Origin of the sequence: Spirosoma sp. 48-14 (genome assembly GCF_001898575.1) — a bacterium.
In the GTDB taxonomy this organism is placed as follows: domain Bacteria; phylum Bacteroidota; class Bacteroidia; order Cytophagales; family Spirosomataceae; genus Spirosoma.
Genome location: NZ_MKUD01000025.1, coordinates 1,892 through 25,674 on the forward strand (window position 1 = coordinate 1,892; position 23,783 = coordinate 25,674).

The following is a 23,783-nucleotide window of genomic DNA, read 5'->3' on the forward strand; positions in this document are numbered from 1 at the left end:
ATAAGCGGCCCCCGCATCGGTGAGTGTGTTGCCCCCTGACGCACCTTCTTCCCGACTAGCCGCCACCACAATCAGGCTCCCACTGATGGACACCGACCAGCCAAAAAAATAGTTACCCCCCCGGTCGCTGGGAACCAGTTTTTTGACCTGCCCCCAGTTGTCTGCCCCCCCCTGATTCTGGCTGAACACATAAGCTGAACCAGCATCCGTGATCGTATTTGTACCCGAAGTATTTTCGTCTTCCCGATAAGCACCCACTACAATAAGGCTCCCACTGATAGACACCGAATTACCAAAAAGATCCCCAGCACCCCGGTCGCTGGCCACCAGCTTTTTAACTTGCCCCCAGTTATCCGTACCACCCTGATTCCGGCTGAACACATAGGCAGAACCCGCGTCGGTGACCGTATTCGTACCCGATGCATCTTCATCTTCCTGGTAGGCACCCACTACAATCAAGTTCCCGCTGATAGCCACCGAAAGGCCAAAAAGATCCTCAGCCCCCTGATCGTTGGCGACAATCTTTTTAACTTGCCCCCAGTTATCGGCGCCCCCCTGATTCTGACTGAACACATAGGCCGAACCCGCATCCGTGATCGTGTTACCACCCGAAGCGTCCTGATCGTCCGCATCAGCACCGACCACAATCAGGCCTCCACTGATGGCTACTGAAAAGCCAAATTCATCGCCAGCCGCGCGGTCGCTGGCGACCAGCTTTTTAATCTGGGTCCAGGTGCCGTTCACCCGTTTGAAAACGATGGCTGAGCCCGCATTCTGGAGCGGATTACCGCCTGAAGCATCCTCTTTATCTCCGTAAGCGCCCACCACCGCATAGTCGCCATCAATGGCGACCGAATAACCAAAATAATCCCTAGCCGTCCGACCAAGTGAGGTAAGCGTGCGTCGGTCCGAAGCTGCTGTTTTGATGATCTGGTTCCAGTCCTGAGCCAGACCCCGGTTCGATAAAAACAGCAAGAACGCCAGGAGGTAGAGCCCTCCCGGACGGCTACGATTGGCTCGACAGAAGTCAACAATCACAGCCAGAGATTGGCTAAAACGAGTCGTTGATCGGGGGTAGAAATGATACATCGAAGACGAAATTCTTGTAAGTAGATAGCCTGTATTGACTACCTCAAAACTCTTGATTATCAGCCCCTGGCTGTTAACCCATTTCAGACATTCTTTTGCTCATTTTGGACATCCTCTATAAATACACAAAAAAACAGGCCCCTGACGGGGCCTTAACGTACTTAATACCATACATCCGTTACGAATCAGGTCTTTTCCTGATCGGCAACGTAAGCAGATGGCAACACACCAAATTTCTCCTGAAAACTCCGGGTAAAGTAGGACAGGCTTTCAAAGCCTACCTGATAAGCTACCTCGGAAACACTCAACTGTCCTTCCTGAATTAGTGTAGCAGCCCGTTCCAACCGACAGTTTCGAATAAACTCTACGGCCGTTTGGCCAGTCAGTGCTTTCAGTTTTCGTACCAGTTGGCGCTGGCTCAGGTTAAGGCGTTCGCTCAGTTGTTCAACATCAAAACTCCGGTCGGTCAACTGGTCCTCAACAATAGCCTGTACACTCTGTAAAAAATTATTTTCCTTCCTGATCAGGTCTTCATCGACTCGAACCGGGGCGGGCACCAGTCCCAACCGCTCCTGAAAGTACTGTCCGAGTCGTTCCCGTTGCCGGATCAGGTTTCGGACCCGTACCTGGATTTCGATCTGGTTAAAAGGCTTGGTCAGGTACTCGTCGGCTCCCAGCTCAAAGCCTTCAATTCGGTCTTCGACGGTAGCCCTGGCTGTCAGCATCACCACCGGAATATGGCTGGTTGCCATCTGTGATTTCAACGCGCGGCAAAAGCCAAAGCCATCCAGCCGGGGCATCATCAGGTCGCAGATAACCAGGTCAGGGATCGATGCTGTTGCCATGTCGAGCCCCTGCTGGCCATCAGCTGCTTCCAGGATTTGGTACTCATGCTCAAAAATTCCGCGCACATAGGTACGGATATCCGGGTTGTCGTCAATGATCAACAGAACGGATTCGGGCGCATCTGTCGGCTTCGATCCCCGCATTTTTTTCGCATTCTCTTGTGAATCAAACGCCCCTACACGCCCCTCTTCACTAACATTTTCCGTGTCGACTTGTTGGCGTGGCGTAGGTACAGACCTGCCGACCGTATCAGTTGGCAGGCTGGCATCTGGCAACAGAGCAGCCTCCGTTTCCGAAACAGGCCGTATCGGCAACGCTAGCCTGAACGTGGTGCCTACCCCTTCTGTACTGTCCACTGAAATTGTACCGCCCAGCACCTTCACCAGTTCTCTAACCAGTGCTAAGCCGATACCCGTTCCTCCATGCGATCGATTTACGTTACCGTCGACCTGATAGAATCGGTCGAAAATGCGAGGTAATTTTTGCTGCGCTATACCAATACCCGTATCCTCAATGGAAATAAAAATCCTATCGCTGTGGTGTTTCAACTCCATACGAACACTCCCACCAGGTGGCGTAAATTTGAAGGCATTTAACAGCACATTGGTCACAATTTTTTCCAGCTTGTCCTGGTCGTACCAGACCCAGTAGTTTTCTATGTCCTGCCAAAACGCAAACTCGATCTGACGGCTCTCGGCCAGTGATTTAAACGAACTGGCCAACACCCGTAGAAAGGTCGCTACATCGCCCGAAATCAGCTCTGGCTTTAACTGACCAGCCTCTAGTTTACTGATATCCAGCAACTGATTGATCAGACTCAGTAATCGGTTAGCATTTTGTTTCAGCAATGCAAACCGGGTATCGCGGCTGAACTCCTTAGCCATCTGTTCGACAGGGCCCACAATCAACGTCAATGGTGTTCGGATTTCGTGGGAAATATTGGTAAAGAACTGGTTTTTTAACGTATCCAGTTCGGCCAGTCGACCGGCTTCCTGCTGTTCATACAGTAATCGCTGATGGAGCAGCAGCCGCTGTCGCTGAAAGCGATAAAGCTGCCAGACGGCAATGGCCAGTAGAATCGTATACCCGAGATAGGCCCACCAGGTTCGATAGAATGGAGGGTATATCCGAATCGGTAAGGTAACCAGGTCGCTCCAGACCTCCCCGTCGGTAGAGCCCATCACGTTCAAGGTGTATTTCCCATCCGGTAGCTGGGCATAGTTAGCAAACCGATTGGTACCGGCTTCTACCCAGTCCTGGTCAATGCCTTCGAGCCGGTATCGGAAGCGATTTTTACCCACATTGGTATAATCCATAACGGCAAACTCAAACGTCAACAGGTTTTGATCGTGTTTCAGGTTAAGTTCCCGCGTCAGCTCGATACTTTCTGTTAAAATGGATGTCGGGTCACCTGCCTCTACTTTGTTATTATTCACTTTCAGGCCGGTAATTATCAGCTTCGGTCGTTGATTAGCCCGGCCAAGCAGCGACGACGGACGAAAGCGGGTTATGCCATTGACCCCACCGAATAGCAACTCACCCGCTGAACTTTTAAAATAGGAACCGGTATTGAATTCGTCATCCTGCAAGCCATCGGCCTTGGTATAGTTTCGAAAAACAAGAGTTTTGGGATTGAATCGGGATAATCCTTTGTTGGTACTAAGCCACAGATTTTTACGTTCATCGCTCAAAATACCGTACACCACCCGATTGGGTAACCCCTGTGCTTCGGTAAAATGAGTAAATAGCCCGGTCTGTTTATCAAGCCTTTCCAGTCCCCCTCCTTTGGTCCCGATCCACAAATACCGATCTGGCTCATTCGGATCGTTGGCCAGACTTAATACGAAGTCATTACTCAGGCTTTGCCGGTTGGTGATTGAGTTTTTATAATGAGTATAGGTTGGCTTTGTGAGCAGATGCTCAGCTTTAACCAGTCCCTGCTGCATACCGATCCAGAAGGTACCATCAGGCTCACGCAGCAACGCGTAGGTGTCTATTTCGTCATGGCTATGAGGCAAATAATTAAAAACCTGAAAAGCTTCAGTTTTTGGGTCAAAGCGAAGCAGTTTCCCCTTCAAAGCGCCTATCCACAGCTTGCCGTCGGGGTCCTCCAGGGTCTGGTTCACCCAGGAACCAAATTTGATTCCGGTCGGTAACGGATACTTTCTGAGTAGGTCCCAGTTGCTGGAAAACTTGAATAGGGTTGGCTCCTGGGTTCGGTAATTGGTGTTAGATACCCAGAAAATACCCTGACGGTCCTGCATGATAAAGCTTTGCTTTCGATCGGCTTCGGACAGTCTATTGTCCAGAAAGGGCAACAATCGATTCGATTGCCGATCAATGAGCCCATAAGCATCCTGACTACGGCCATACGTGCGGCCCTGCCGATCAATGTAGAGCTGTGATAACGAGATTTGGGGCAGGTATGACTGAAACTGGTTGACGCGTGGATTGAATTTGCGAAGGCCATAGCCGCTGGTTCCTATCCATAGATTTCCGGTATTATCCGTCATTATCTTTGTAATGGCGTATAAATTTGGCGGAAAGGTCACATAGGCGTTCTGTTCGGTCAGGCTGTCTTTGCTGAAAAGTGCTTCAGGCGATAAGAGCCAGAGATGACTAACAACCGAAAGGGCAATCGTGTTGGCATCGATCGGTTTAATTTTTACGCCCTGGCCACTACTGAGCGGAAGGGCAATGGTTTTCTGAACGCCTTTGTACCAGCACTTGAGCTGATGACTCGTACTGATGACCAGAAAATCGTGTCGGACATCGTAATAAAAATCGAAAATATCGGAGGGCTCGTTCTGAAACAGGTTATATTTTGTGAGTCCTATCGGTTTTTTCCAGTTGAACGTATAAATGCCGTTGTTGAGCGCTGTCAAGGCTTCACCATTCGGTTTAAAGCTGAAATCCAGATTGAGGCTGTTCGATACCTTACTGGCAAGTTGGAGTGGGGTGAGTTGAACCTGATCGGTAAAATCGGGCTGGTCAGGGAAGCCCTGCTGAAGAGATGCTGGCAGTGTAATCTTGATGGGCTGGCCTGTTCCGGTACCTACCCAGATATTTCCTTCGGGATCTTCGGCCAATATTTTCACGTCAAAACTGGTACCATTCAGCACTTTTTGATCCCGGATGTCGATATGAAAAAACCGCTGAGTCCGTTCATCGTAAAGATCAAGGCCTTTATTGAGGGTACCAATCCAGAGCCGATTATGTCGATCCAGCAATAAAGCCGAGCAGACATTATCGGAAATGCTGTAGGGGTTATAGGGATCATGGGTAAACACGTTAAAATTGTATCCATCGTAGCGATTCAGCCCCTCTTTCGTTGCTATCCAAATAAAGCCATTCCGATCCTGTTTTATATCAAAAACCATTCCCTGCGAGAGTCCTTCCGAAATGGTTAACTCCTGCCAGCCTTTTTGCTGCGCATGTATAGTATCAGGAAAAATAAACAGAACTAGTAAGAGGTAAAAAAAGAAGAAACGCATACAAAGCAAATTTCTCCCTAAAGTATAAAACATGCTCATTACTTCAATACTAAAGTATACTCCATGAAATTTTGCCAATTTGTTGTACTACACACTAACCAATTGGTTTCCAGCATAGTTAAACTTTACCATCAGTTTATATGAACAACATAGAATCGGCCAGGCTAGTTAGCTTATCTATAAGACAGACAAAGCTATCCGATTACCCATAAAAAAAGCCCATTTTCAGGGCTTTCAAAGGTACTTTGTATAACTAAGGCTGTTCCGTCTGGTTAGTTTCCTTCTTTAAAGAACACCCGCTTGACCCGCTCGCTAATCCCCGTCAGGATTTCGTAGGGAATCGTTTCGATAGACCGGGCGAGGTCGGTAATAGGGAGTTCAACACCAAAGATCGTGACCTCGTCGCCTTCGTTTGCCTGCGCCTTCGTTACGTCGATCATGGTCATATCCATACACACATTGCCAACCGTTGGGCAGCGGGTGCCGTTCACCCACACATCGCCCCTTCCATTGCCAAGCCGTCGGTCAAATCCGTCGGCATAGCCAATGGCAATGGTGGCAATCCGGGCGTCGTGGTCCAGTACGCCACGGCGGCTATAGCCTACCGATTCACCAGCGCGTACAGTTTTGATCTGGCTGATTACAGACCGCAGCGTACCCACGGTGTGCAAAGCCGATTGATCGATACCACTCGCTTCAACCCCGTACAGGCCAATTCCCAGCCGAACCATATCCAGCCGATAATCGGGGAAGCGAACAATGCCTGCTGAATTGAGCAGATGACGGGTAGGCCGATACCCCAACTCGGCTTCCAGGATGCTTGTCGAGCGTAAAAAGGTTTCGTATTGCTGCTTTGAAAACGAATTGAACTGGGCATCATCCGACCCTACCAAATGGCTGAATACAGTTGCCACCCGCATAGCCGGATGTTGCCGGATATACTGAGCAACGGTGGGTATCTCCTCCTCCAGAAACCCAAGTCGGTGCATCCCCGTGTCGATTTTCAGGTGCAGGGAGCCGGGAGCTGGGAGCCGGGCGGGGGCAGTCTTAGACAGTGTATCCTGCTCGCTGCTCCCGGATCCCGGTTGCACGTTCCTACCCACAAAAGTGCCCCACTCCCGCAACAGACGCATACTGTAGATTTCGGGTTCAAGCTGGTATTCGAGCAAAGTTGAAAAGGTTTCAGGAGCCGGATTCATGACCATAATGGGCAGGTGTACGCCATGCTGCCGGAGTATCACACCTTCATCGGCATACGCTACGCCGAGGTAATCGACCCGGTGAAACTGAAGCAGTTGAGCTACTTCAGCGCTCCCGCTACCATACGCAAACGCCTTGACCATGACCATGATTTTGGTATCGGTCCCTACTTTTTCACGGTAATAATTCAGGTTGTGTGTTAAGGCATCCAGATTGATTTCAAGTACGGTTCCATGTACTTTTCGCTCCAGTCGGGCTACAATTCGTTCGAACGAGAACGGTCTGGCCCCTTTGACCAGTACGGTACTGTCGCGTACGTCGTAAAACGGAAACTGATTCAGAAATGCCTCTGTGTCTGGATAAAACAGGCTAGTATCAGCAAAAAAGTGAGCGTTTCGGCTAACCACGGGACCAATACCAACAAATTGGGCCACATCGTGTATCTGCATCAGATTCCCGACCAGCGCATAGAGTTCATCCTCCGGTTGGCCCGACTGCAATACATCCGACAAAATAACCACCCGGCGATCACGTGGATTTTGCTGATTCAGAAAACGAAGGGCCAGTTTCAGCCCGGCTACGTCGTTGTTGTACGAGTCGTCGATCAGGATGCTGTTATTGATACCCTCTTTCTGCTCCAGCCGCATCGACACGGGCCGGAGCCGATTCAGGCGGCTTTGTAGTTCATCGGTCGACCAAGGCCGCAACACTAGCATCGTGACCAGACAATGAATCAGGTTTTCGACCGAAGCCGGATCGGTAAACGGCAATCTCAGCGAATAGGTCTGCCCATCTTTTGTCAACCGTAACCGATCCGCCTGAACGGCTACCTGACAGACCGCCTTACGACCCGTCAACGACCAGGTAATCAGCCGCATATCGGGATTAACGGCCTTGAGAAGTAGGTTTATCTCCTCATCAATTTCCGTATAATCGGTCGAATAGATCAGCGTGTCGGCATGGATAAACAGCCGAAGTTTCTCGGCAATTTTCTGCTTCCGGGTTCGAAATCCTTCGTCGTGCGCGGTTCCGACATTGGTAAAGATGCCAATCGTTGGATGAATAATGGCTTCCAGCGCTTTCATTTCGTGCGCTTTGGATATCCCCGCTTCAAAAATCCCGAGGGTATGATTGTCGGCCAGCTCATGTACCGACAGAGGGACACCCAGTTGGGAGTTATAGCTCTTGGGACTTTTGGCAATGACAAACGGCTGATCCGACGCCCCACCTTCGAGCAATTGAGCCAGCCACTCTTTCACGATAGTTTTGCCGTTGCTGCCCGTTATGCCAATAATGGGTATATGAAACTGCCGTCGATGTTCGGCCGCCAGGGTTTGTAGCGTTTGCAGGCTGCTATCTACCTCCACAAACGTCGCATCAGCATATGCGAGCCATTCAGCCCGGCGCTCCGGCGTCAAGGCCGACCGCTCGACGACAAATTGACGAATCCCTTTCCGGTACAATTCACCGATGTAATCATGCCCGTTGTGATGTTCACCCTGGATCGCAAAAAACACGGCCTCTTCAGCGTTGCCCGTCACCTGCCGCGAATCGGTCAGCCACTGCTTATTGGTTAATTGAAATAACTTCGTTTTCATACTTTTTACTAAATCTCCATCATCCGGCAAAGCCCCATCTGCGCCTGCATTACAACAAATGACGACCGAATAACGATCAATGACCTCAAAATGACTACTACCTACATCCAGCCCCGTCGTCGGAAGTAAACGACCATACCGACAGTCACGGCCACCATCACGCCCCATACCACAAAATAGCCATTCTTTGTGTGCAGCTCAGGGATGTTCTCAAAATTCATCCCATACACGCCTACGATGAACGTCAGGGGCATAAAAATCGCTGAAAAAATAGTCAGTGTTTTCATGACCGAGTTCATGCGATTACTGACGATGGAGTAATACACATCCATCATGCCCGAAATCAATTCGCGGTACGAATCCAGGGTTTCAATGACCTGGTTCATGTGGTCGGCCAGGTCGCGCAGGTAGGGTACTGTATTATGCTGAATCAGGTCTGACTCTTCCCGCAGCAGGGTGTTTACAATATCACGTACGGGGTAGATGGTCCTTCGAATAACCGATAGTTCGCGTTTAAGCGTGTATAGAAAAGCCAATGTTTGTTGTGTAACCCGCTCCTGCACAAGCTGCTCCTCCAATTCGTCCATTTTTTCCCCAATCCGTTCGGTGATCAGGAAGTAATGGTCTACGATAACGTCCATCAGCGCATAAAGCAGGTAATCGGCCCCATTACGCCGGGTTTTGCCGGATGAGGCTTTGATCCGGTCGATGACGGGTTCAAAAATATCCCTGGTTCGTTCTTCCTGAAACGAGATCAGGTAGTTTTTGCCGAGCACCAGACTCACATGTTCGACATCGATTTCCTGCTTTTGCCGACTATGGTGTAACATCTTAAGCGTCACAAATACAACCGGACTTACAGGACTGGCCAGCTTTACCCCATCGCTGGTTTGCTTATCGCCATTGCCATCACCGTTGGCCGACTGCGCATCGTAGGTGTCAATTTTAGGCTTCTGATCGGTGTTCAGTACATCTTCGAGCAACAGGGGATGCAACTGATACTGATGCCCCAACGCAGCCACCACCTTAGGCTCGTGAATGCCGTCAACGTCGATCCAGTTTACATAAGGCGTTGACAAACCCGGCAGTCGACAGGCGCTCAGCTTGCTGCGCTCATCGATCCGATAGTCAGTAGCATTGTATTCGATCCGCTTGATTTTGGTCGCGTGTTCAATGTCAACGCCCACATAGGTAAGCGTTCCCGGTGATGTGCCCAGCAGTTTCTCCGCTGAGCGGTTGCGTCGACGTTTCGACATAGATTATTCAGACAGCCATCCCAACGGTCAGCTTTATTTTGGTGTCAAAGATAAACCAACTACTCGCAGCGTTGTCAACTGTTCAAAAAATCGTATCTTACCTGTATGTTCCGCCCGGTTCTGCTCCTCTTTTTAGGTCCTTTGCTCTTCTTCGCTTGTAGCAGCGGACAAACGGCCTTACGGCACGGTCATTACGACCTGGCCGTCAAACGAGCCTCATATCGGCTTCAGCAAGGCCCCGGCCTGACGAAACGAGGGCATCGGCTGGCTGCTGATGTGATTAAACAGGCATTTGTTCGGGCCTATGAAGCGCATCAGACAGCCATCCGGAAGCTGTCGACAACAGGCGACACCGATTCGTTCCGCTGGGAAAAGGTCTACCGTGAATATGAGCAGCTTCAGTCCCTGACCGACAATGCGCGTCGTGCCTACGATTCAACGTGTACGACCTGTTCCGACTGGCTGGCCTCCTACCCCGTTTCGTATCAGGACCGCCAGCAGGATACACGCCAACTGGCAGCCGCTGACCGCTACGATGTGGCCGAACAGGCGTTTATTTACCGGGAAGAGAATCGATTAGCGGCTAAAGATGCGTACCAGAATTACCTGAAAGCCAGCGACTGGGTACCTGATTATCGCCAGGCAAAGGCCAAAGCTGCCGAAGCCTTCGAGTTTGCGATTCTTCGGGTTGTTGTTGAGCCCCTCGGCCCCACGCGCGAACTGGACCGATCGGACAATCAGGAGTTACAAACCTTGATCTTGCGAAAGATTCGCCAGAATACCAGGCCGTCGACGTTCGTACAGCTGTATCCAATAGAGGGATCTATCGGTGAACCCATAGTGGGGGATGGTTTTCCAATCCATCAGGCGGTGCAGATGCAGGTAACCGATTATATGCCCTACCGCGAAGCTGTCACCTCATCGTCGGCCACCGTGTATAGCAATCAGTCATATAAAGTGGGCGAGAAAAAAATCAACGACTCGACCAAAGTCGACATCATGCAGAAAGTCAGCGGCACCTTAACAACCTACGTACGAACAATTACCACTGGCCTTACACTACAGATTCGGGCCATCGACACGCAGACGGGCAAGGTGATCTGGGATGACCCCATTAGCGAAAGTCAAAGCTGGCAAACGGAATGGCAGACGTTTACGGGCGACAACCGGGCACTGAATGGACAGTCATTGAAATCAGCGAGCCTCTTCGCCCCTTCCCGCTGGCAACTCTACAGCAACGTGCGCGACGAATTAGTGGACGATGTAGCCCGCCGATTACGCACTCATTACCAGCGCGATTGATACCATCACTGTTCTTTCGTTAAGGTAGCAGTCTGAGTACGAATGTAGTTCAGCGTGTACTCCATAATCCGATCCTGCTGTGTAAGTATATCTTCAACCGTAGGTTCTACGAGGTGATCGGGAATTATCCCCCGATCGGTATGTGGATAGGCCGACACGTTAGCCATGTTGAAACCAAACATACCAATGCCCAGGTCAATTTTTGAATTCGGCAACTGTGTAACGGCGAATAGCCCACTGCTGTTTACTTTATACCCTCCCCCGCTCTCCTGCCCAATAAATACAGCCCGCTTGTCGGCATGGATTCGGGCCGCTAATTCGGTAGTTACCGAGAAACTGTTCCCATTGAGCAGAACATACAGCTTTCCAGCGTAGGCATCCGCTTTGGGTTTCGTCGTTCGTAAGCCCCGATGGTGGGTAAATACGTAGCCATCACCCCGTTTCTTAACGACTATAAACCTGGCCATCCGGTAGAGTTTCGAGGACCAGGCCGGAAATGAGAATCGTTTCTTCTGGCGGACACTAATATGATCGTAGTAGCGAAACGGCTGGCTGGCCAGGTAACTGTAGAGTTCGACGCCCCACGACTCCTCTCCGCCCTCGTTATTGCGCAGGTCAAGCACCAGATGCTGCACCCCCTGCCGCTTGATTTCGCGAAACGACTCGCTTAAAAACTGCCGAAAGTCCTGTTCGTTTTTTTCGCTCCAGAATCGTTCGATGGTCATCACGGCTGTACGATTTTCCGACAGGGTTAGCCGAAAGGGTTTCTGGGCCTTGCTTTTGTGCTGTTCATGATACGCGTTAATGATCGACTCCGTAACGGGAGCCAGGGTTACGGTTTTCTGTTCCATTCCCACCCGATAAGCGACCTGAAACGTGTCGGGCGCACCGATAAATGTAGCGTAATAGCCTGAAAAGTATCGATTCAGATCTTCCAGTTTACCCCCAATGCGGTCACCGTCGGCAAACGTCATGTTTGGTAAAAGCGCTTCAATAATAGCCACCATTGGCTTTCCATTGATCGATATCACTTCCGCCCCGCTCGGAACCGACTCTGTACCATAATTTCCAACGACCCAGGCCTTATCACCCAGGAAATAGAGCTTGAGCGGAAACAGCTTATCCGTTGCAAACGGGTAATGTTCATCCCGGCCCGACACAATCCATTTGATATGCCCATCGCGTAGCGCGACCAGCAACGGAACCATCGTCACGTAAAAAGCCTGTTGCGTCATGGGCCTGTTCAGTTGAGCAGCAGTGGCCGCAAACAGGGAATCGAAACGAGGCTTTGACGTGTAGCGATACATTTCGGGATGCGCTTCGGACAGTGCCGTTCGGAAACGGGCAAAATCCGCCTGGAGCTGGTCGGGACTAAGCAATTGCGCCAGCACGGGTAAGCGCATCAAGACGATAAATAGGCTGAAGAGAAGGATTCGGTTCATGAGTAGTTGTGTTTAATGATGGCGCAAAGCTGGCCGAAAACCGTCTCTCCGAAAAGGAAGCCACTACCGAAAAGCCTATTTTGCAGACCGAATCGTCGGTTTCATTCACCCAACCACCGCTTCAATTCTCCGGCCTTATCCCGACTGACCACAACCTCATCCTCGTAGGCAGGCAACAGGCTCACTTTGAGCTTTCCGTTGAAATACAGATGTACTTTATCAACCGCGTCTAGGGCGGCTATCACCTGCCGATTGAGCCTAAAAAATTGCTCCGGATCGAGCATCTGGGCCAGTTCGTCGATGGTGTAATCAACGAGCCATTCCTGACTGTCGTGGGTTTTCAGAAACGACAGCTTATTCCGGCTAAAGAAGTAAGCAATCTCATTGACACGGACAGAAAACAGTCGCTGCCCCTGTTTAATCAGGAAGCGATCCCGGAAAGATATGGGCTGTGAGCGAGGAGCCGTATTGCCCCACATAGTTGGCGTTTCGACAGCCTGTCTGAACTGTTGAAGTAGATTGACCAGGGACGTTTCCAGCCCAGAATCACTACCCGGCTCAGCAGATAAACTCAACGCCTGCCGTAATCCCTGAAGCTTGGTCAGCGCCTGCCGAAGCTCCTCCTCTTTAATCGGTTTGAGCAGATAATCGATACTATTGAGCTTGAAGGCTTTAATGGCATATTCATCATAAGCCGTCGTAAAAATGACCGGGCTGGTTATGGCTACCTGATTGAGTATCTCGAAACTCTGCCCGTCGGCGAGTTCAATATCCATAAAAATCAGGTCGGGCGGTGGGTTGGTACCTAACCACGCTACCGATTCATCCACACTTCCGGTTATACCCACCACGCACAAGGCAGCGTCAATTTCGAGCAGTAGCCGCTGAAGTTTTCGGGCCGTTGGCTCTTCGTCTTCAATGATGAGTATAGTCATGGCGTGTTTCCTGAATAAGTGGAACAGTGACCTGAAAACAATCGTCGGATTGGCTGATCACCACATCCGGTTGCCCCAGCAGTTGGTATTTCGTGATTATATTGGAAAGGCCTGTCCGGTTCGACGGAACCATATTCTGTTTTCGACGAACGGTGTTTTTAACAATGAGCAGACCCCGCTCGTCGGTATAAATCTGAATCAGCAACGGTTTGGTTGGCAACGCGACGTTATGCTTCACTGCATTTTCGACCAATAACTGCAACGTCAGGGGTGGGATAAGCAAGGTGTTGAATCGGTCTTCGATGCTCACAGTCAGTTCAACACTACGACCGAAACGCATTTGCAGCAGATTAAAATAAGCCCGGATAAACTGAAGCTCGGTGGCTAGTGTGGTGAGTAGTTGGTCGTTCGTTTGTAATACATACCGATACACCGAAGCCAGCTCTTCGATAAACCGCTCGGCCTGCTTCGGGTTTTCGACCACCAGCGAGGAGAGCGTGCTCAGGCTATTGAACAGAAAATGCGGATTGATCTGGGCTTTCAACGAATCGAGCTGGCTCTGGAGCGCTTCTTTCTTCAGTTGCTCGGCTTCGTAATAGGTCACCCACCATTGCCGATACAAATAACGGGCTTCGTAAATGGTAGCCAGGGGTACAACAAACAGCAACGGAATCAGGGTGTTGACCCAATAAGCCCGATCCGACATGGGATAACCCCAGAACTGGGTTCTGTCGTAAACGTAGACAAGCGCGAGTCGCTGAATGATCATGGTCACCACAAACCAACTCACCTGTACGGCAATACGTGATGTTGTCTGATTCAGCCGGGGGTATCGGCCACGAGCCAGTAGAATCCCCAGTCGGGCAACTTCCCACACCAGCACACATTCGACCAGGCTCACCCCCAACGCTAGTCCGCGACTAATGTGCCGGGCATCGTTGTCGGGCTGAAAAAAGATAAAGTTCGAGACGATTGAAATGAGTGGTACGCCGACCAGACGCAACCACCGATCGTTCAGTTTTTCCATTGCCCGTAAATATCTTTCAACAGACTTTACGGAGAAAGCAAACGCGGCTGAACTGTTGAGAAATGCATCCAGACCGTCGTTTTTTTACGCTTCAACCAACCTCCAGGCCGTATCTTTGTCTACTGAACTGTTCGCTGATTTATCCACGTCAACCGGCTATGCAATCGCTCGATTCCGCTATCCTTGCCCACCTTTCTCTGGACCCCACCATGGCCCGGCTAATTGCCGAAACGCCCAATCCCAAAGTTTTCAATGATTATGCCGACGATGTGTATCTGGCCCTGCTTGAAAGCATCGTGTCACAGCAGATTTCGGTAAAAGCCGCCGATGCTATTTTTGCGCGGTTCCGTGCCCTTTTTCCAGATAATTACCCGCAGGCCGATTGGCTGCTTCAGAAAACAACGGAGGAATTACGGAGTGCCGGGTTATCGGCTCAGAAAATAAAGTACCTGCAAAGCGTGGCCGAATTTTCGCTGGTCCATTCGCTGTCCCGAACGCATCTGGACACCATGACCGATGAAGAGATTGTCCAATATTTAGTACCGATCAAGGGTGTCGGACGATGGACGGTAGAGATGCTGCTGATGTTTGTGCTGGATCGACCCGATGTGTTTCCGATCGATGACCTGGTGATTCGGCAGCGGATGCTTCTGGCCTACCCCGAACAAACACAGGGCCTTACAGGCCGGGCTCTTTACAAGGTACTGCACGAAATTGCGGACTCCTGGCGCCCCTACCGCACCACGGCGAGCCGGTATTTGTGGCGCTGGAAACCCACTTTATAGAACACGGATTCGTAAGAGGATTAAAATCTGTGCAAATCATAATCATCTTACGAATCCGTGTTCTATAAAATCTAGCTTGATTTTACTATTTCACTCGCAACGCGGTTGAATCGAACATGCCCATGAGGGAGCCTTTCAGGTGATCATCGTCCACTTTATCGAGGTTCACGTTTATATCCATTCCCTGCGCTACGAAGTAGAGGGTCAGTTTATTGGCTTCCTCTTCAATTTTGGTAATGGGGATCGCTTCGGGGCGTTTGCCGGTTGGGTCTTTTAGTTCGCCGGTCAGTTTACCATCTTTCCTAACGAGTTCGGTTACCAGTTTAGCATCGCCATCGGGTGTACCAAACACCGTAATTTCCCATTTACCCGCAAAGAAATCAGTGGGTGGCGTGGCTTGTGAAAAGCCCTTCACAGAAACAAACAGGAAGCAAAGAAACAGGATTGTGCTTACTTTTTTCATCATTAAACTTGATTAGATATGAAACGGATTTAGGATTTATTGCGCACTCGAATTCAGAACGGCTTCGGCCCCCATCACGACCATGAGCGTACCCGCAGCTTTCGCCGGATTGACAAACACCAGATATACATCATGGGGCTTGCTGTCGGCAGGGGCTGGTATCTTGACGGGAATGGTTAGCTGACTAGGTTTGAAATCCAATTTTTCGGATGGCTCCAGCATGGCCGACTCCCCAATCAACTTACCCGTCGGGCTATCGAGGTGTAGTTCAACTTTACCACCTACTGCATTTAATTGTGGTTTCGGTGCCATGGCCATAACCCGAAATTCCGATACACCCGCCAGATCGACCTGTTTGATGCCCATATACGCGCCCGATTTGGCTGGAATCGCGAGGTTATTACCCCCGTACGACATTTTGTTGACATTATCATAGGTGTCGAACCCGTGGGCATCCATCATGGCATTGCGCAGCATAAACGTCTGTTCCGAACGCAGCGATGGCAGTCCTTTAGCCCCCTTATCTTCGTAAGATGCCCGAACAATATACACGCCTTTGCCTTTGTCTCCTGCCGGAATTTTCGCCGTGTAGTTTCCTTTGGCGGGTAATGCATTGGTAGCAGACTCGCTCGACAGACTTAGCACATACTTGACCATTTCAGAGGCATCAGCCGCAGCGAGTTGTGGGTGTGCCGACATGGGCGTTTCACCCCATACACCCGCTCCACCGGCAATCACTTTTTTTGTCAGCCGCTCCAGCGCCGAGTTATCACCTTTGTACTTTTTCGCTACGTCAGCATAAGCCGGTCCAATCGACTTCTTGTTGATACTATGACAAGCCTTACAATCGCTGCCTTCGATGAGTTTTTTCCCCGTCGCCAGCAAGGCACCCGCATCGGCCGAACGGTGTCCCTGTGCAATGGCTACCTTGTCGAACCCTTCGGGCAGGTAATCGATGTTGACGGCTACCTGCTCAGGATCAATGCCTTTTCCTAATGTGCCATCTTCTTTGTCGCTCACCTTCACATCGTAAGCAAAGGGTTTATTAGGCACAAAGAACGACTTGTTGGCCCCCGGCATATCCAGACTCAGTACGGGAGCTTCGTTCCCGACAGTAATATCCATCGACTGCGTAGCAACTCCGCCTTTGCCATCGTTAACCGTCAGGGTAGCTTTATAGACACCAGGTTTCGCCAAGGTCAGGTTCGCATCAGGCGTATTGACCACTTTGCTGAAGCCATTCTTCGACGCCACTTTCCAGGTGTAGGTCAATGCATCACCGTCAGCATCTTCCGTTCCTTTCGCGTTCAGTTTTAGGGCCAGTGGTGCCGATCCGCCCATTTTGTTAGCGGCCATCTGCAACTGGGGTTTGCGGTTACCCCCGTTGTATTCAATCCGAATAAGCCGGGCGTCGTCGTTGGCACTAAACCAGCCTGAACCGTACTCGAGCATATAGAGGTCCCCGTTATCGGCAAATTCCATGTCCATCGGGTTGCTGAATTTGTAGCTGGGCATAAACCGCTCCATCGACACATAATTACCATCCTTATCCATCGTGACGGCCATAATCCAGCCCCGCATCCAGTCGTAGGTAATCAGCTTCTGGTCATAATAGGCAGGAAAGGCGTGGGGAGCGTTTTGGAAATCGTCGCGGTAAAAAACAGGCCCGGCCATTGCATTCCGGCCACCAGCACCCACCAGCGGAAACTCCGGCGAGGCATCGTACGGATACCAGATAAACGCTTTCTGCGCGGGAGGCAGCACCTTTAAGCCGGTGTTATTGGGCGAGTTATTGGTTGGGGCGTTAACGTCCCATTTTTCACCCGATGTATTCGTCGCAAAATCAAATTTGTTGTAGGCTTTATTGTCGCCGACAAAATGCGGCCAGCCGAAGTTACCGGCTTTACGTGCCTGACCTACCTCATCGTGCCCGGCAGGTCCCCGGTTCGGATCGGGTTTGGCGGCATCAGGACCCACTTCACCCCAGTATACATAGCCCGTTTTTTGGTCAACCGAAATCCGGAAAGGGTTGCGGTGGCCCATCGTGTAAATTTCGGGGCGAGTTTGGGCTGCGCCTTTCGGAAACAGGTTTCCATCAGGAATGGTGTAGGTTCCATTAGCTTCTGGATGGATACGGATGATTTTACCCCGCAGATCATTTGTATTGGCCGATGATTTTTGAGCGTCCCAGGGGCCACGTCCTTCGCGTTCATCACTCGGGCTGTATCCGTTCGATGCGTGTGGATTCGTATTATCGCCTGTCGACAGATACAGGTTTCCGGCTTTATCCCAGGCAATCGAGCCGCCCGTATGGCAGCACTCTTCGCGTTGGGTGGGCACGTCGAGAAGTACTTTTTTAGAGGTCATGTCCAGTTCATCCCCTTTCAGGTCAAAACGAGCCAGTACGTTCTTCGATTCTTCGGGAACCGAGTAATACAGGTAAATCCAGTGATTCTGCGCGAAATTGGGGTCTTTATTCAAGCCCAGGAGGCCATCTTCCCCCATCGACTCCTTCCCTTCCTTGCTGACGTATTTGATACTGACCGGAATTTTGGCAATTGTTTTCAGCTCTTTGGTCTTGGTGTTATACAAACGCACCTCGCCTTTGCGCTGGATGAACAGAATCCGACCGTCGCCCAGTACGCTCAGTTCCATGGGCTCGTCGAGTTTTTCGGCCAGAATCACCTTCGAAAAACGGTTCTCTTCCGGGCGTGCTTTCGCAAAATTCAGGGGTTTCGGAGTATCGCCACCCGCTGTGTACTGAATGCCCGACCAGAGGTGATTCAGGAATAGCGGCTCCGAAAACGTCTCGTCGGTATGCCCCATCGCTGTATAGAAAGCGCGGCCACCGTCGAACTCCTGGTACCAGCTCATGGGGTGGTTATCGCCATTTTTACCGCCCTGGTAGGTTTTTTCGTCGATTTTAAGCACGACGTTGATTTTGGGCGAGATGTTTTTGAAGCTGTAGAACTCATCCGTCCGCTCAAATTCATCCGGCATCCCTTTAGTAGCCCAGTGGTTTTTCAGCGCGACAATAAACTTCCCTTTCTGCACATTATTGGGCATGGGGTGATCCAGAAAATACGCTCCTGCCAGACTCCCGTACCAAGGCCATTCATACTCCGTATCGGTGGCCGCGTGAATACCTACATAGCCGCCCCCCGCCTGAATATACCGTTCGAAAGCACTTTGCTGCTCGTTGTTGAGCACATCGCCAGTCGTATTCAGAAACACGACCGTATTGTATTTTTTCAGATTGGCTTCATTGAATTGCGACGCATCTTCTGTAAAACTGACACCGAAACCTTTTTCTCCGGCCATTTTTGCCAGGGCTTTTTTGCCCGCTTCGATAGACTGGTGCCGAAAAGCCGCCGTCTTGCTAAAGACGAGCAGGTTGAGTTTGGGCGCTTGTGCCCATAGATGGCTTGTACATACCAGCATAAACGCCTGTACAAAAACCAGCCTGGCCATGCTAACTAGCTGTTTCATAAAGTATTGAAGTTAAAATCACAGAATAATCAAACGAGTCAAAAATGCCCCTGGCGCTGCTGGTTGGTCCATTGTAAAGCCGTTTCCAGAAGCTTCACGAAGTTTTCGTTTTGCCAGGCGATTTCGTTATGCCCCATTGACGTATAGAACGTGCGGCCTTTGCCCGTCTGCTTGTACCAGGCCACAGGGTGATCTTTGCCCATACCAAAGTTTTTCGAGGTCATGAACAGCATATTCCCACTCGGGTTGATGGTTTCCCCATTAATGGTATAAATGATGTTGAATCCTTTTTTGCGGGGGTTTTCAAAAAAGACATACCATTCGTCTGTATGCGACCATTTTTGAGGCAACTGGCTGAATAGACTGTCTTTCTGCGGGTCAAGTACTACATCTGCCAGTTGAAACTGAGGGCTGAGAGGGTGATGCGAAAACTTTGCCCCCAGCAAATGCTGCTCGTACCAATCCCAATGATGGGAGTCGTCGCCAGCACCGTGAATCCCCATCAGGCTACCGCCATTTTCCACATATTGCTCCAGGGCCCGTTTCTGCTCATCGTTGATCACCTCCCCGGTCGAGTTGTTGAAAATCACCGTACTGAACTTTGTCAGTTGTTCAGGATTAAACACGCCCCCCTCTTCCGTATCGTAAACGAACCAGTTGTTTTTCGCGGCCAGCGCTTTGATAACCGGCCTGGATACTTCTATGGACACCCCATGACGAAAGCCTGTAGTTTTTGAGAACAGTAAAATGGCGGGTTTATCGGCTGGAAACGTAATTTGCGGGGCTTCTGTCTCGTACGATACCGGGAAGCCATTTTTTACTTTGTAGAAAAAAACTCCGGCGGCAATACCTAACAGGACAATGAGGCCCAAAACGACCCCCGCAATGATTTTAACCACCTTCTTCATAAATCCGGCATTTGTCAGGGTTCTTTGCGCGTTGGTTTCAAATGATTTAGCGCTCACCTTAACAAAGGTATGGAATAAGTTTTTTTATTGTCTAAAAAATAGACAATAAATTTTTCATTATTTTGTCTTTACAGAATACCATTCTTATCGAAACTCCTCGCTAACACCATTACTCATGAAATTATTTGACGAAGAATCCTTCATCCATCAACTCTCCATCGACTGTGTCATATTTGGTTATAAAGACGCTGAGCTAAAAGTGCTGATTTCCCGAATCAACATGAAACAACCGCTCTGGGCGTTGCCCGGCGGATTTATCAGGCACGAAGAAGGCATCGATCAGGCTGCCAAGCGGATTCTGGAAGAACGTACCGGACTAAAAGATATCTACCTGGAGCAGTACCATGTGTTTGGGGGGCCGAACCGTATAAATCACGAGGTTTTCAAAGGACTTACGACCTTACGGGATGAATGGGTCGACAAGGGGATTCTGGATGAATCGGGCATGCAGTGGCTGGCCAAACGATTTGTTTCGATTGGCTACTACGCCCTGGTTGACATCAACACGACGCATCCTCAGAAATCGGAGCTGGACGATTCGGTAGACTGGTATAATGTCAAAGAGTTGCCAACTATGATTATGGACCACAACGATATGGTAGTGCAGGCGCTGGAAACGCTACGCCTAAACCTTGATCGAAAACTGATCGCGTTTAATCTGCTTCCCGAAACCTTCACCATGAAAGAGGTTCAGGAACTGTATGAAGCCATTTTCGACCAGCCGTTTGCCCGTAATAATTTCCAGAAAAAGATCCTGGATATGAACGTACTGGAGCGGCTGGAGAAGAAGTTTACGGGCGCTGCCAACAAAGCCCCCTACCTGTACCGATTTCAGAAGTAATTTACTCTGCTCGGTTGATCAGTGTATAGAGGGGTAATGATGCAGGGTTAATTTACTTTACTGAATTCAAAAGCCGGTCCATCTATCGCCCTGCCCAGATCCAGGTACATTCGGGTAGCATTCATATACAAGCCAGGGTTACGGACATACCAGTTGTCCTCTCTGGGCTAGGCATTTGTTTGTATGATCAGACTAGAATCCCGTTTAACTAACGCATAGTCAACTACATCAATCTGACTACCGTCTTCTATCACACGAATCTGGCTCGTATCAACCACCAGTTCTACGTTTGGTACCGCAGGCTCAGGAATCATTGCGTACACCTTTGCTAGCTTCCATTTTCCAGGTAACCAGTCTTGGGCCTGCTGCAAATTCTGGGTGTAATTTTTTAAAGGATCTGTTTTAGGATCGAGTGTGGGCTCGACAGCAACTGTTTTCGTACAACCCGCGAGAGCAAAAGCCAGGAGCACCCATACACTTAATAAACTATGTTTCATTGGCAACCGAGATTCGTTCACTACCGGGAGTCTTTCAGACGCAGATAGGTTGTAACGTCGCAGCGAGAATACTGTTTTTACTTTCTGGTGTAAACGTAGTATAAGTGATAGCAGACGTTTTCAATAACTGAAGCTGTTTAAACTTTCTTGCTCAGACCAGCAATTGGCCCGTTTTGTCATGCTGACGCAGGAAGCATCTTCAGTAGTTGGAATTATAGCCGCTACTGAAGATGCTTCCTGCGTCAGCATGACAAAAACGCACCTGTTTGGCCTCAATTTGTAAAAGTTTAAACAGCTTCAGCTACAACTTCTTCACGTTTACCGTCACTCGGGATTTTACTTTGATCAACACCTGAACCCCTTCGGGCCGAACCACGATGCGTTGGGGAACCAGTCGGAATGTATCGATGTCCAGATCAGTTTTCTGGCCGACTTTCGCATGAGCAAATGCAGTCTCAATTTTTTCAGGAATGGTCGAAATAGGATGCCGCAGCGGAACAACCATAGCCGCCTGAATGGTATCCCGCAGGTTGTCGTGCAGGAGCCAGTCGGCTGTAGCAAACAGCTTCTCTTTCGTATCGACATCAAAATCGACGTCCCGCATACGCAGGGTGTTGGTCAGCGTGTCGTAAACTGGTGTGCCATGAAAATACAGCGTTCCGTGCACCGCCCCTGCCACATCTGTTTTGAGAATGAGTTTACGACCGCTACCGTAGAGCATTGCATTTTTGATTTTCACGTTCCCCCCTACCAGATTCAGCTTTTCCCGATCCAGTGTCTTGGCTAGCACCTGATTAATATCGGTATAGGGAATGGTCGCCAGCACTTCCAGACGCGCCGATTCGGGCAATACTTTTCGGCGCAAAAGCCGCGGTAATTGCTCCAGCGAATCCATCGTTGGTTGAGGCCCAAGCCGGGTATCAACCCGAAACGCAATTTGAATAGGTACAGTAATCTGCTGATCATTACCCATAACCGGCGCAACGGCAATACTAAACGGCCTGGGAATGAGCCAGATATTTTCAGGCTTTTTAGCCACGCGCAGGGGTTTCTGCATATCGCGCCAAACCTTACTTACCTGCTTGTCGAGCCGAATACTCCGGTGAACGGCCCGATCGATAGCCTGCTCAATATCAGCCTTACGCTTGTCCAGGATTGTTTCCGCAATTTTCTGCACACTCACCCTGATACCCAACAGCCGGACAGTCGGTTTCTGGGTCCAGTGATACTCTTCAAATCGGGAATTGGTGAGCAGGTGCCAGTTGGGCCCTACCCCTACCGGACTGGTGAAATTGACGGCTAAGGCACAGAGACGTCGGCTTTTCCGGTTTTCACTTTTACGCAGGCCTATTGGATTTGTATACCAGACTTGCAGAGGAGCCGAAAAATACACCCGCCGATTCTGGTACTTAATCTGAATAGGGCCTGTTCGCTCCACCCGCAATCGCCAGGCTTCGCCCTTACGCCCTTGAAACGTCTCTTCCGTGACGAGTGTAGTTGAAAGCGCTTTATTAACCTTGGCTTCTAAATCACGGATATTAAAGGTGAGATGCCCTGCCATAAAGGAAACAGGGTCTTCGATAGCGGGTTCGAAATCCTCAGCAACTGGCGCATCCGGGCGGACCCGTTTACAACCATCCAGACTGGCTATAAGAACAAGGAATATAAAAAATCCGATGATTTGTTGAGCTTTCATAGCAACAACAAAACTATCGGATGAACAAAATGTTAAACCAGGCTTTTAATATTCACTTTTCGGTTAACCGAACGCCCGGTTTTGTCTCAACGGCACACCCACATCCTTTGCCGCAACCTGCCTGCTTCGACGCAAAAAAACTTCGATACACGCGTCGGCCCAGATAGGCTAATGCCCCGGCAAAAACCAGAAATATGATGAGTTCCTGCATATCATTAAATGAATAATGTAAAATGAAAAATGGATAATAAATTGACTTAACATGCTCGACACATTAATCATTTTACATTACTCATTATACATTTTTTCACACCCATCCGTTCCGTTCGGCCAGTCGATAGGCATGCTGGTAGTGGTGTTCGCCATGCCAGGCATACATGGCAATAACTTCCTGAATGGTAAATTCACGTTTACTGCCCGGATGGAAATAGGTACGCTGCAAATCCGCATCGGACAGCGATGACAGAATAGTCACCCAGCGCTGATGCAGATTCCGAAGAATAACCAGCGAAGGAGCAATAGCCAGTTTTGAGTCAGGGAGTTTGGCCCATTCCCCTTCTTCATAAGGCGAAATAGTCGGGTTCGACTCCGTCAATCCCAGTTTGGTACGCACATAGGCATTGATATGGCTATCGGCAATGTGATGAACCAGTTGCCGAACCGTCCATCCTGCGGGCCGGTAGGGTGTATCAAGTCGATCATCCCCCCACTTGCCAACGAGTTCGGTTAATTTGATTGGTAGTTCGTCAATATCAGCCAGGTGCTGCCGGGTTTCTTCGGCGGAATATGTTTTTCCGTACACGAAATCGCCAATGGGGTAACGGAGTGCATCGAGGTCTTGCATAGGTCTTTGTC

At 49.9% G+C, this 23,783-nt stretch carries 17 protein-coding genes; 3 read left to right on the forward strand and 14 right to left on the reverse strand.

From position 1 onward, the window contains the following. The 4 genes from BGO59_RS14660 to corA all read right to left on the reverse strand — a co-directional run. The coding region (locus tag BGO59_RS14660) for an FG-GAP repeat protein (RefSeq protein ID WP_293684368.1) at positions 1-1,089 on the reverse strand (1,089 nt) is incomplete at its 3' end. A gap of 185 nt (positions 1,090-1,274) precedes the next feature. Continuing rightward, positions 1,275-5,429 (reverse strand): ATP-binding protein, encoded by a 4,155-nt coding sequence (locus BGO59_RS14665; protein WP_293684369.1) that lies wholly within the window; start codon positions 5,427-5,429, stop codon positions 1,275-1,277. 272 nt (positions 5,430-5,701) lie between these two features. Beyond that, positions 5,702-8,227 carry a bifunctional UDP-N-acetylmuramoyl-tripeptide:D-alanyl-D-alanine ligase/alanine racemase gene (locus BGO59_RS14670; protein WP_293684370.1) on the reverse strand — a complete coding sequence of 842 codons (2,526 nt, stop codon included), beginning with the start codon at positions 8,225-8,227 and terminating at the stop codon, positions 5,702-5,704. A 101-nt stretch (positions 8,228-8,328) separates the two neighbouring features. Next, positions 8,329-9,483 (reverse strand): magnesium/cobalt transporter CorA, encoded by a 1,155-nt coding sequence (gene corA / locus BGO59_RS14675; protein ID WP_293684371.1) that lies wholly within the window; start codon positions 9,481-9,483, stop codon positions 8,329-8,331. 105 nt (positions 9,484-9,588) lie between these two features. Here corA and BGO59_RS14680 point away from each other — a divergent pair, with 105 nt between their 5' ends. Continuing rightward, positions 9,589-10,785 carry a hypothetical protein gene (locus BGO59_RS14680; protein ID WP_293684372.1) on the forward strand — a complete coding sequence of 399 codons (1,197 nt, stop codon included), beginning with the start codon at positions 9,589-9,591 and terminating at the stop codon, positions 10,783-10,785. 5 nt (positions 10,786-10,790) lie between these two features. On the opposite strand, the gene BGO59_RS14685 is transcribed toward BGO59_RS14680, so the two are convergent. From BGO59_RS14685 to BGO59_RS14695, 3 genes are all read right to left on the reverse strand, one after another. Further along, positions 10,791-12,227: a S41 family peptidase gene (locus BGO59_RS14685; RefSeq protein ID WP_293684373.1), complete on the reverse strand. Its 1,437-nt coding sequence runs from the start codon at positions 12,225-12,227 to the stop codon at positions 10,791-10,793. Between the two features lie 101 nt (positions 12,228-12,328). Continuing rightward, positions 12,329-13,162 (reverse strand): LytTR family DNA-binding domain-containing protein, encoded by an 834-nt coding sequence (locus BGO59_RS14690; protein WP_293684374.1) that lies wholly within the window; start codon positions 13,160-13,162, stop codon positions 12,329-12,331. Continuing rightward, positions 13,143-14,189: a sensor histidine kinase gene (locus BGO59_RS14695; RefSeq protein ID WP_293684375.1), complete on the reverse strand. Its 1,047-nt coding sequence runs from the start codon at positions 14,187-14,189 to the stop codon at positions 13,143-13,145. The genes BGO59_RS14690 and BGO59_RS14695 overlap by 20 nt, the downstream gene beginning before the upstream one ends. 158 nt (positions 14,190-14,347) lie before the next feature. Here BGO59_RS14695 and BGO59_RS14700 point away from each other — a divergent pair, with 158 nt between their 5' ends. Then, complete coding sequence (locus tag BGO59_RS14700) at positions 14,348-14,974, forward strand: DNA-3-methyladenine glycosylase 2 family protein (protein ID WP_293684376.1); 627 nt, start codon at positions 14,348-14,350, stop codon at positions 14,972-14,974. Between the two features lie 85 nt (positions 14,975-15,059). Here the strand turns inward: BGO59_RS14700 and BGO59_RS14705 are convergent, their stop codons facing one another. Genes BGO59_RS14705 through BGO59_RS14715 form a run of 3 tightly spaced genes read right to left on the reverse strand, consistent with a single transcriptional unit; the run spans position 15,060 to position 19,834 of the window. Then, a complete protein-coding gene (locus BGO59_RS14705) occupies positions 15,060-15,437 on the reverse strand; it encodes a hypothetical protein (protein WP_293684377.1) in 378 nt (125 codons plus the stop codon). Positions 15,438-15,473: 36 nt separating this feature from the next. Beyond that, entirely contained in the window at positions 15,474-18,926 is a 3,453-nt protein-coding gene (locus BGO59_RS14710) for a ThuA domain-containing protein (RefSeq protein ID WP_293684378.1), read from the reverse strand. A gap of 38 nt (positions 18,927-18,964) precedes the next feature. Further along, on the reverse strand, positions 18,965-19,834 hold the full coding sequence (locus BGO59_RS14715; RefSeq protein WP_293684379.1) for a ThuA domain-containing protein: 870 nt from the start codon (positions 19,832-19,834) through the stop codon (positions 18,965-18,967). Positions 19,835-20,009: 175 nt separating this feature from the next. Here BGO59_RS14715 and BGO59_RS14720 point away from each other — a divergent pair, with 175 nt between their 5' ends. Then, positions 20,010-20,735, forward strand: coding sequence for an NUDIX domain-containing protein (locus tag BGO59_RS14720; protein WP_293684380.1), 726 nt, complete (start codon positions 20,010-20,012; stop codon positions 20,733-20,735). Positions 20,736-20,902: 167 nt separating this feature from the next. On the opposite strand, the gene BGO59_RS14725 is transcribed toward BGO59_RS14720, so the two are convergent. The 4 genes from BGO59_RS14725 to BGO59_RS14740 all read right to left on the reverse strand — a co-directional run bounded on the left by BGO59_RS14725 (position 20,903) and on the right by BGO59_RS14740 (position 23,772). Then, on the reverse strand, positions 20,903-21,232 hold the full coding sequence (locus tag BGO59_RS14725) for a hypothetical protein (RefSeq protein ID WP_293684381.1): 330 nt from the start codon (positions 21,230-21,232) through the stop codon (positions 20,903-20,905). A gap of 301 nt (positions 21,233-21,533) precedes the next feature. Further along, a complete protein-coding gene (locus tag BGO59_RS14730; RefSeq protein ID WP_293684382.1) occupies positions 21,534-22,928 on the reverse strand; it encodes a DUF4403 family protein in 1,395 nt (464 codons plus the stop codon). 52 nt (positions 22,929-22,980) lie between these two features. Next, positions 22,981-23,139, reverse strand: coding sequence for a FeoB-associated Cys-rich membrane protein (locus BGO59_RS14735; protein WP_293684383.1), 159 nt, complete (start codon positions 23,137-23,139; stop codon positions 22,981-22,983). Between the two features lie 96 nt (positions 23,140-23,235). Further along, the gene (locus BGO59_RS14740; protein ID WP_293684384.1) at positions 23,236-23,772 is read right to left on the reverse strand and encodes a YfiT family bacillithiol transferase; all 537 of its coding nucleotides are present in this window, start codon (positions 23,770-23,772) and stop codon (positions 23,236-23,238) included. Between the last annotated feature and the right edge of the window lie 11 nt (positions 23,773-23,783).

Bases quoted from the DNA above. Each gene is read 5' to 3' on its own strand.
- BGO59_RS14665 (WP_293684369.1), bottom strand. From the start codon at position 5,429: ATGCGTTTCTTCTTTTTTTACCTCTTACTAGTTCTGTTTATTTTTCCT.
- BGO59_RS14670 (WP_293684370.1), bottom strand. From the start codon at position 8,227: ATGAAAACGAAGTTATTTCAATTAACCAATAAGCAGTGGCTGACCGAT.
- corA (WP_293684371.1), bottom strand. From the start codon at position 9,483: ATGTCGAAACGTCGACGCAACCGCTCAGCGGAGAAACTGCTGGGCACA.
- BGO59_RS14680 (WP_293684372.1), top strand. From the start codon at position 9,589: ATGTTCCGCCCGGTTCTGCTCCTCTTTTTAGGTCCTTTGCTCTTCTTC.
- BGO59_RS14685 (WP_293684373.1), bottom strand. From the start codon at position 12,227: ATGAACCGAATCCTTCTCTTCAGCCTATTTATCGTCTTGATGCGCTTA.
- BGO59_RS14690 (WP_293684374.1), bottom strand. From the start codon at position 13,162: ATGACTATACTCATCATTGAAGACGAAGAGCCAACGGCCCGAAAACTT.
- BGO59_RS14695 (WP_293684375.1), bottom strand. From the start codon at position 14,189: ATGGAAAAACTGAACGATCGGTGGTTGCGTCTGGTCGGCGTACCACTC.
- BGO59_RS14700 (WP_293684376.1), top strand. From the start codon at position 14,348: ATGCAATCGCTCGATTCCGCTATCCTTGCCCACCTTTCTCTGGACCCC.
- BGO59_RS14705 (WP_293684377.1), bottom strand. From the start codon at position 15,437: ATGAAAAAAGTAAGCACAATCCTGTTTCTTTGCTTCCTGTTTGTTTCT.
- BGO59_RS14710 (WP_293684378.1), bottom strand. From the start codon at position 18,926: ATGAAACAGCTAGTTAGCATGGCCAGGCTGGTTTTTGTACAGGCGTTT.
- BGO59_RS14715 (WP_293684379.1), bottom strand. From the start codon at position 19,834: ATGAAGAAGGTGGTTAAAATCATTGCGGGGGTCGTTTTGGGCCTCATT.
- BGO59_RS14720 (WP_293684380.1), top strand. From the start codon at position 20,010: ATGAAATTATTTGACGAAGAATCCTTCATCCATCAACTCTCCATCGAC.
- BGO59_RS14725 (WP_293684381.1), bottom strand. From the start codon at position 21,232: ATGAAACATAGTTTATTAAGTGTATGGGTGCTCCTGGCTTTTGCTCTC.
- BGO59_RS14730 (WP_293684382.1), bottom strand. From the start codon at position 22,928: ATGAAAGCTCAACAAATCATCGGATTTTTTATATTCCTTGTTCTTATA.
- BGO59_RS14735 (WP_293684383.1), bottom strand. From the start codon at position 23,139: ATGCAGGAACTCATCATATTTCTGGTTTTTGCCGGGGCATTAGCCTAT.
- BGO59_RS14740 (WP_293684384.1), bottom strand. From the start codon at position 23,772: ATGCAAGACCTCGATGCACTCCGTTACCCCATTGGCGATTTCGTGTAC.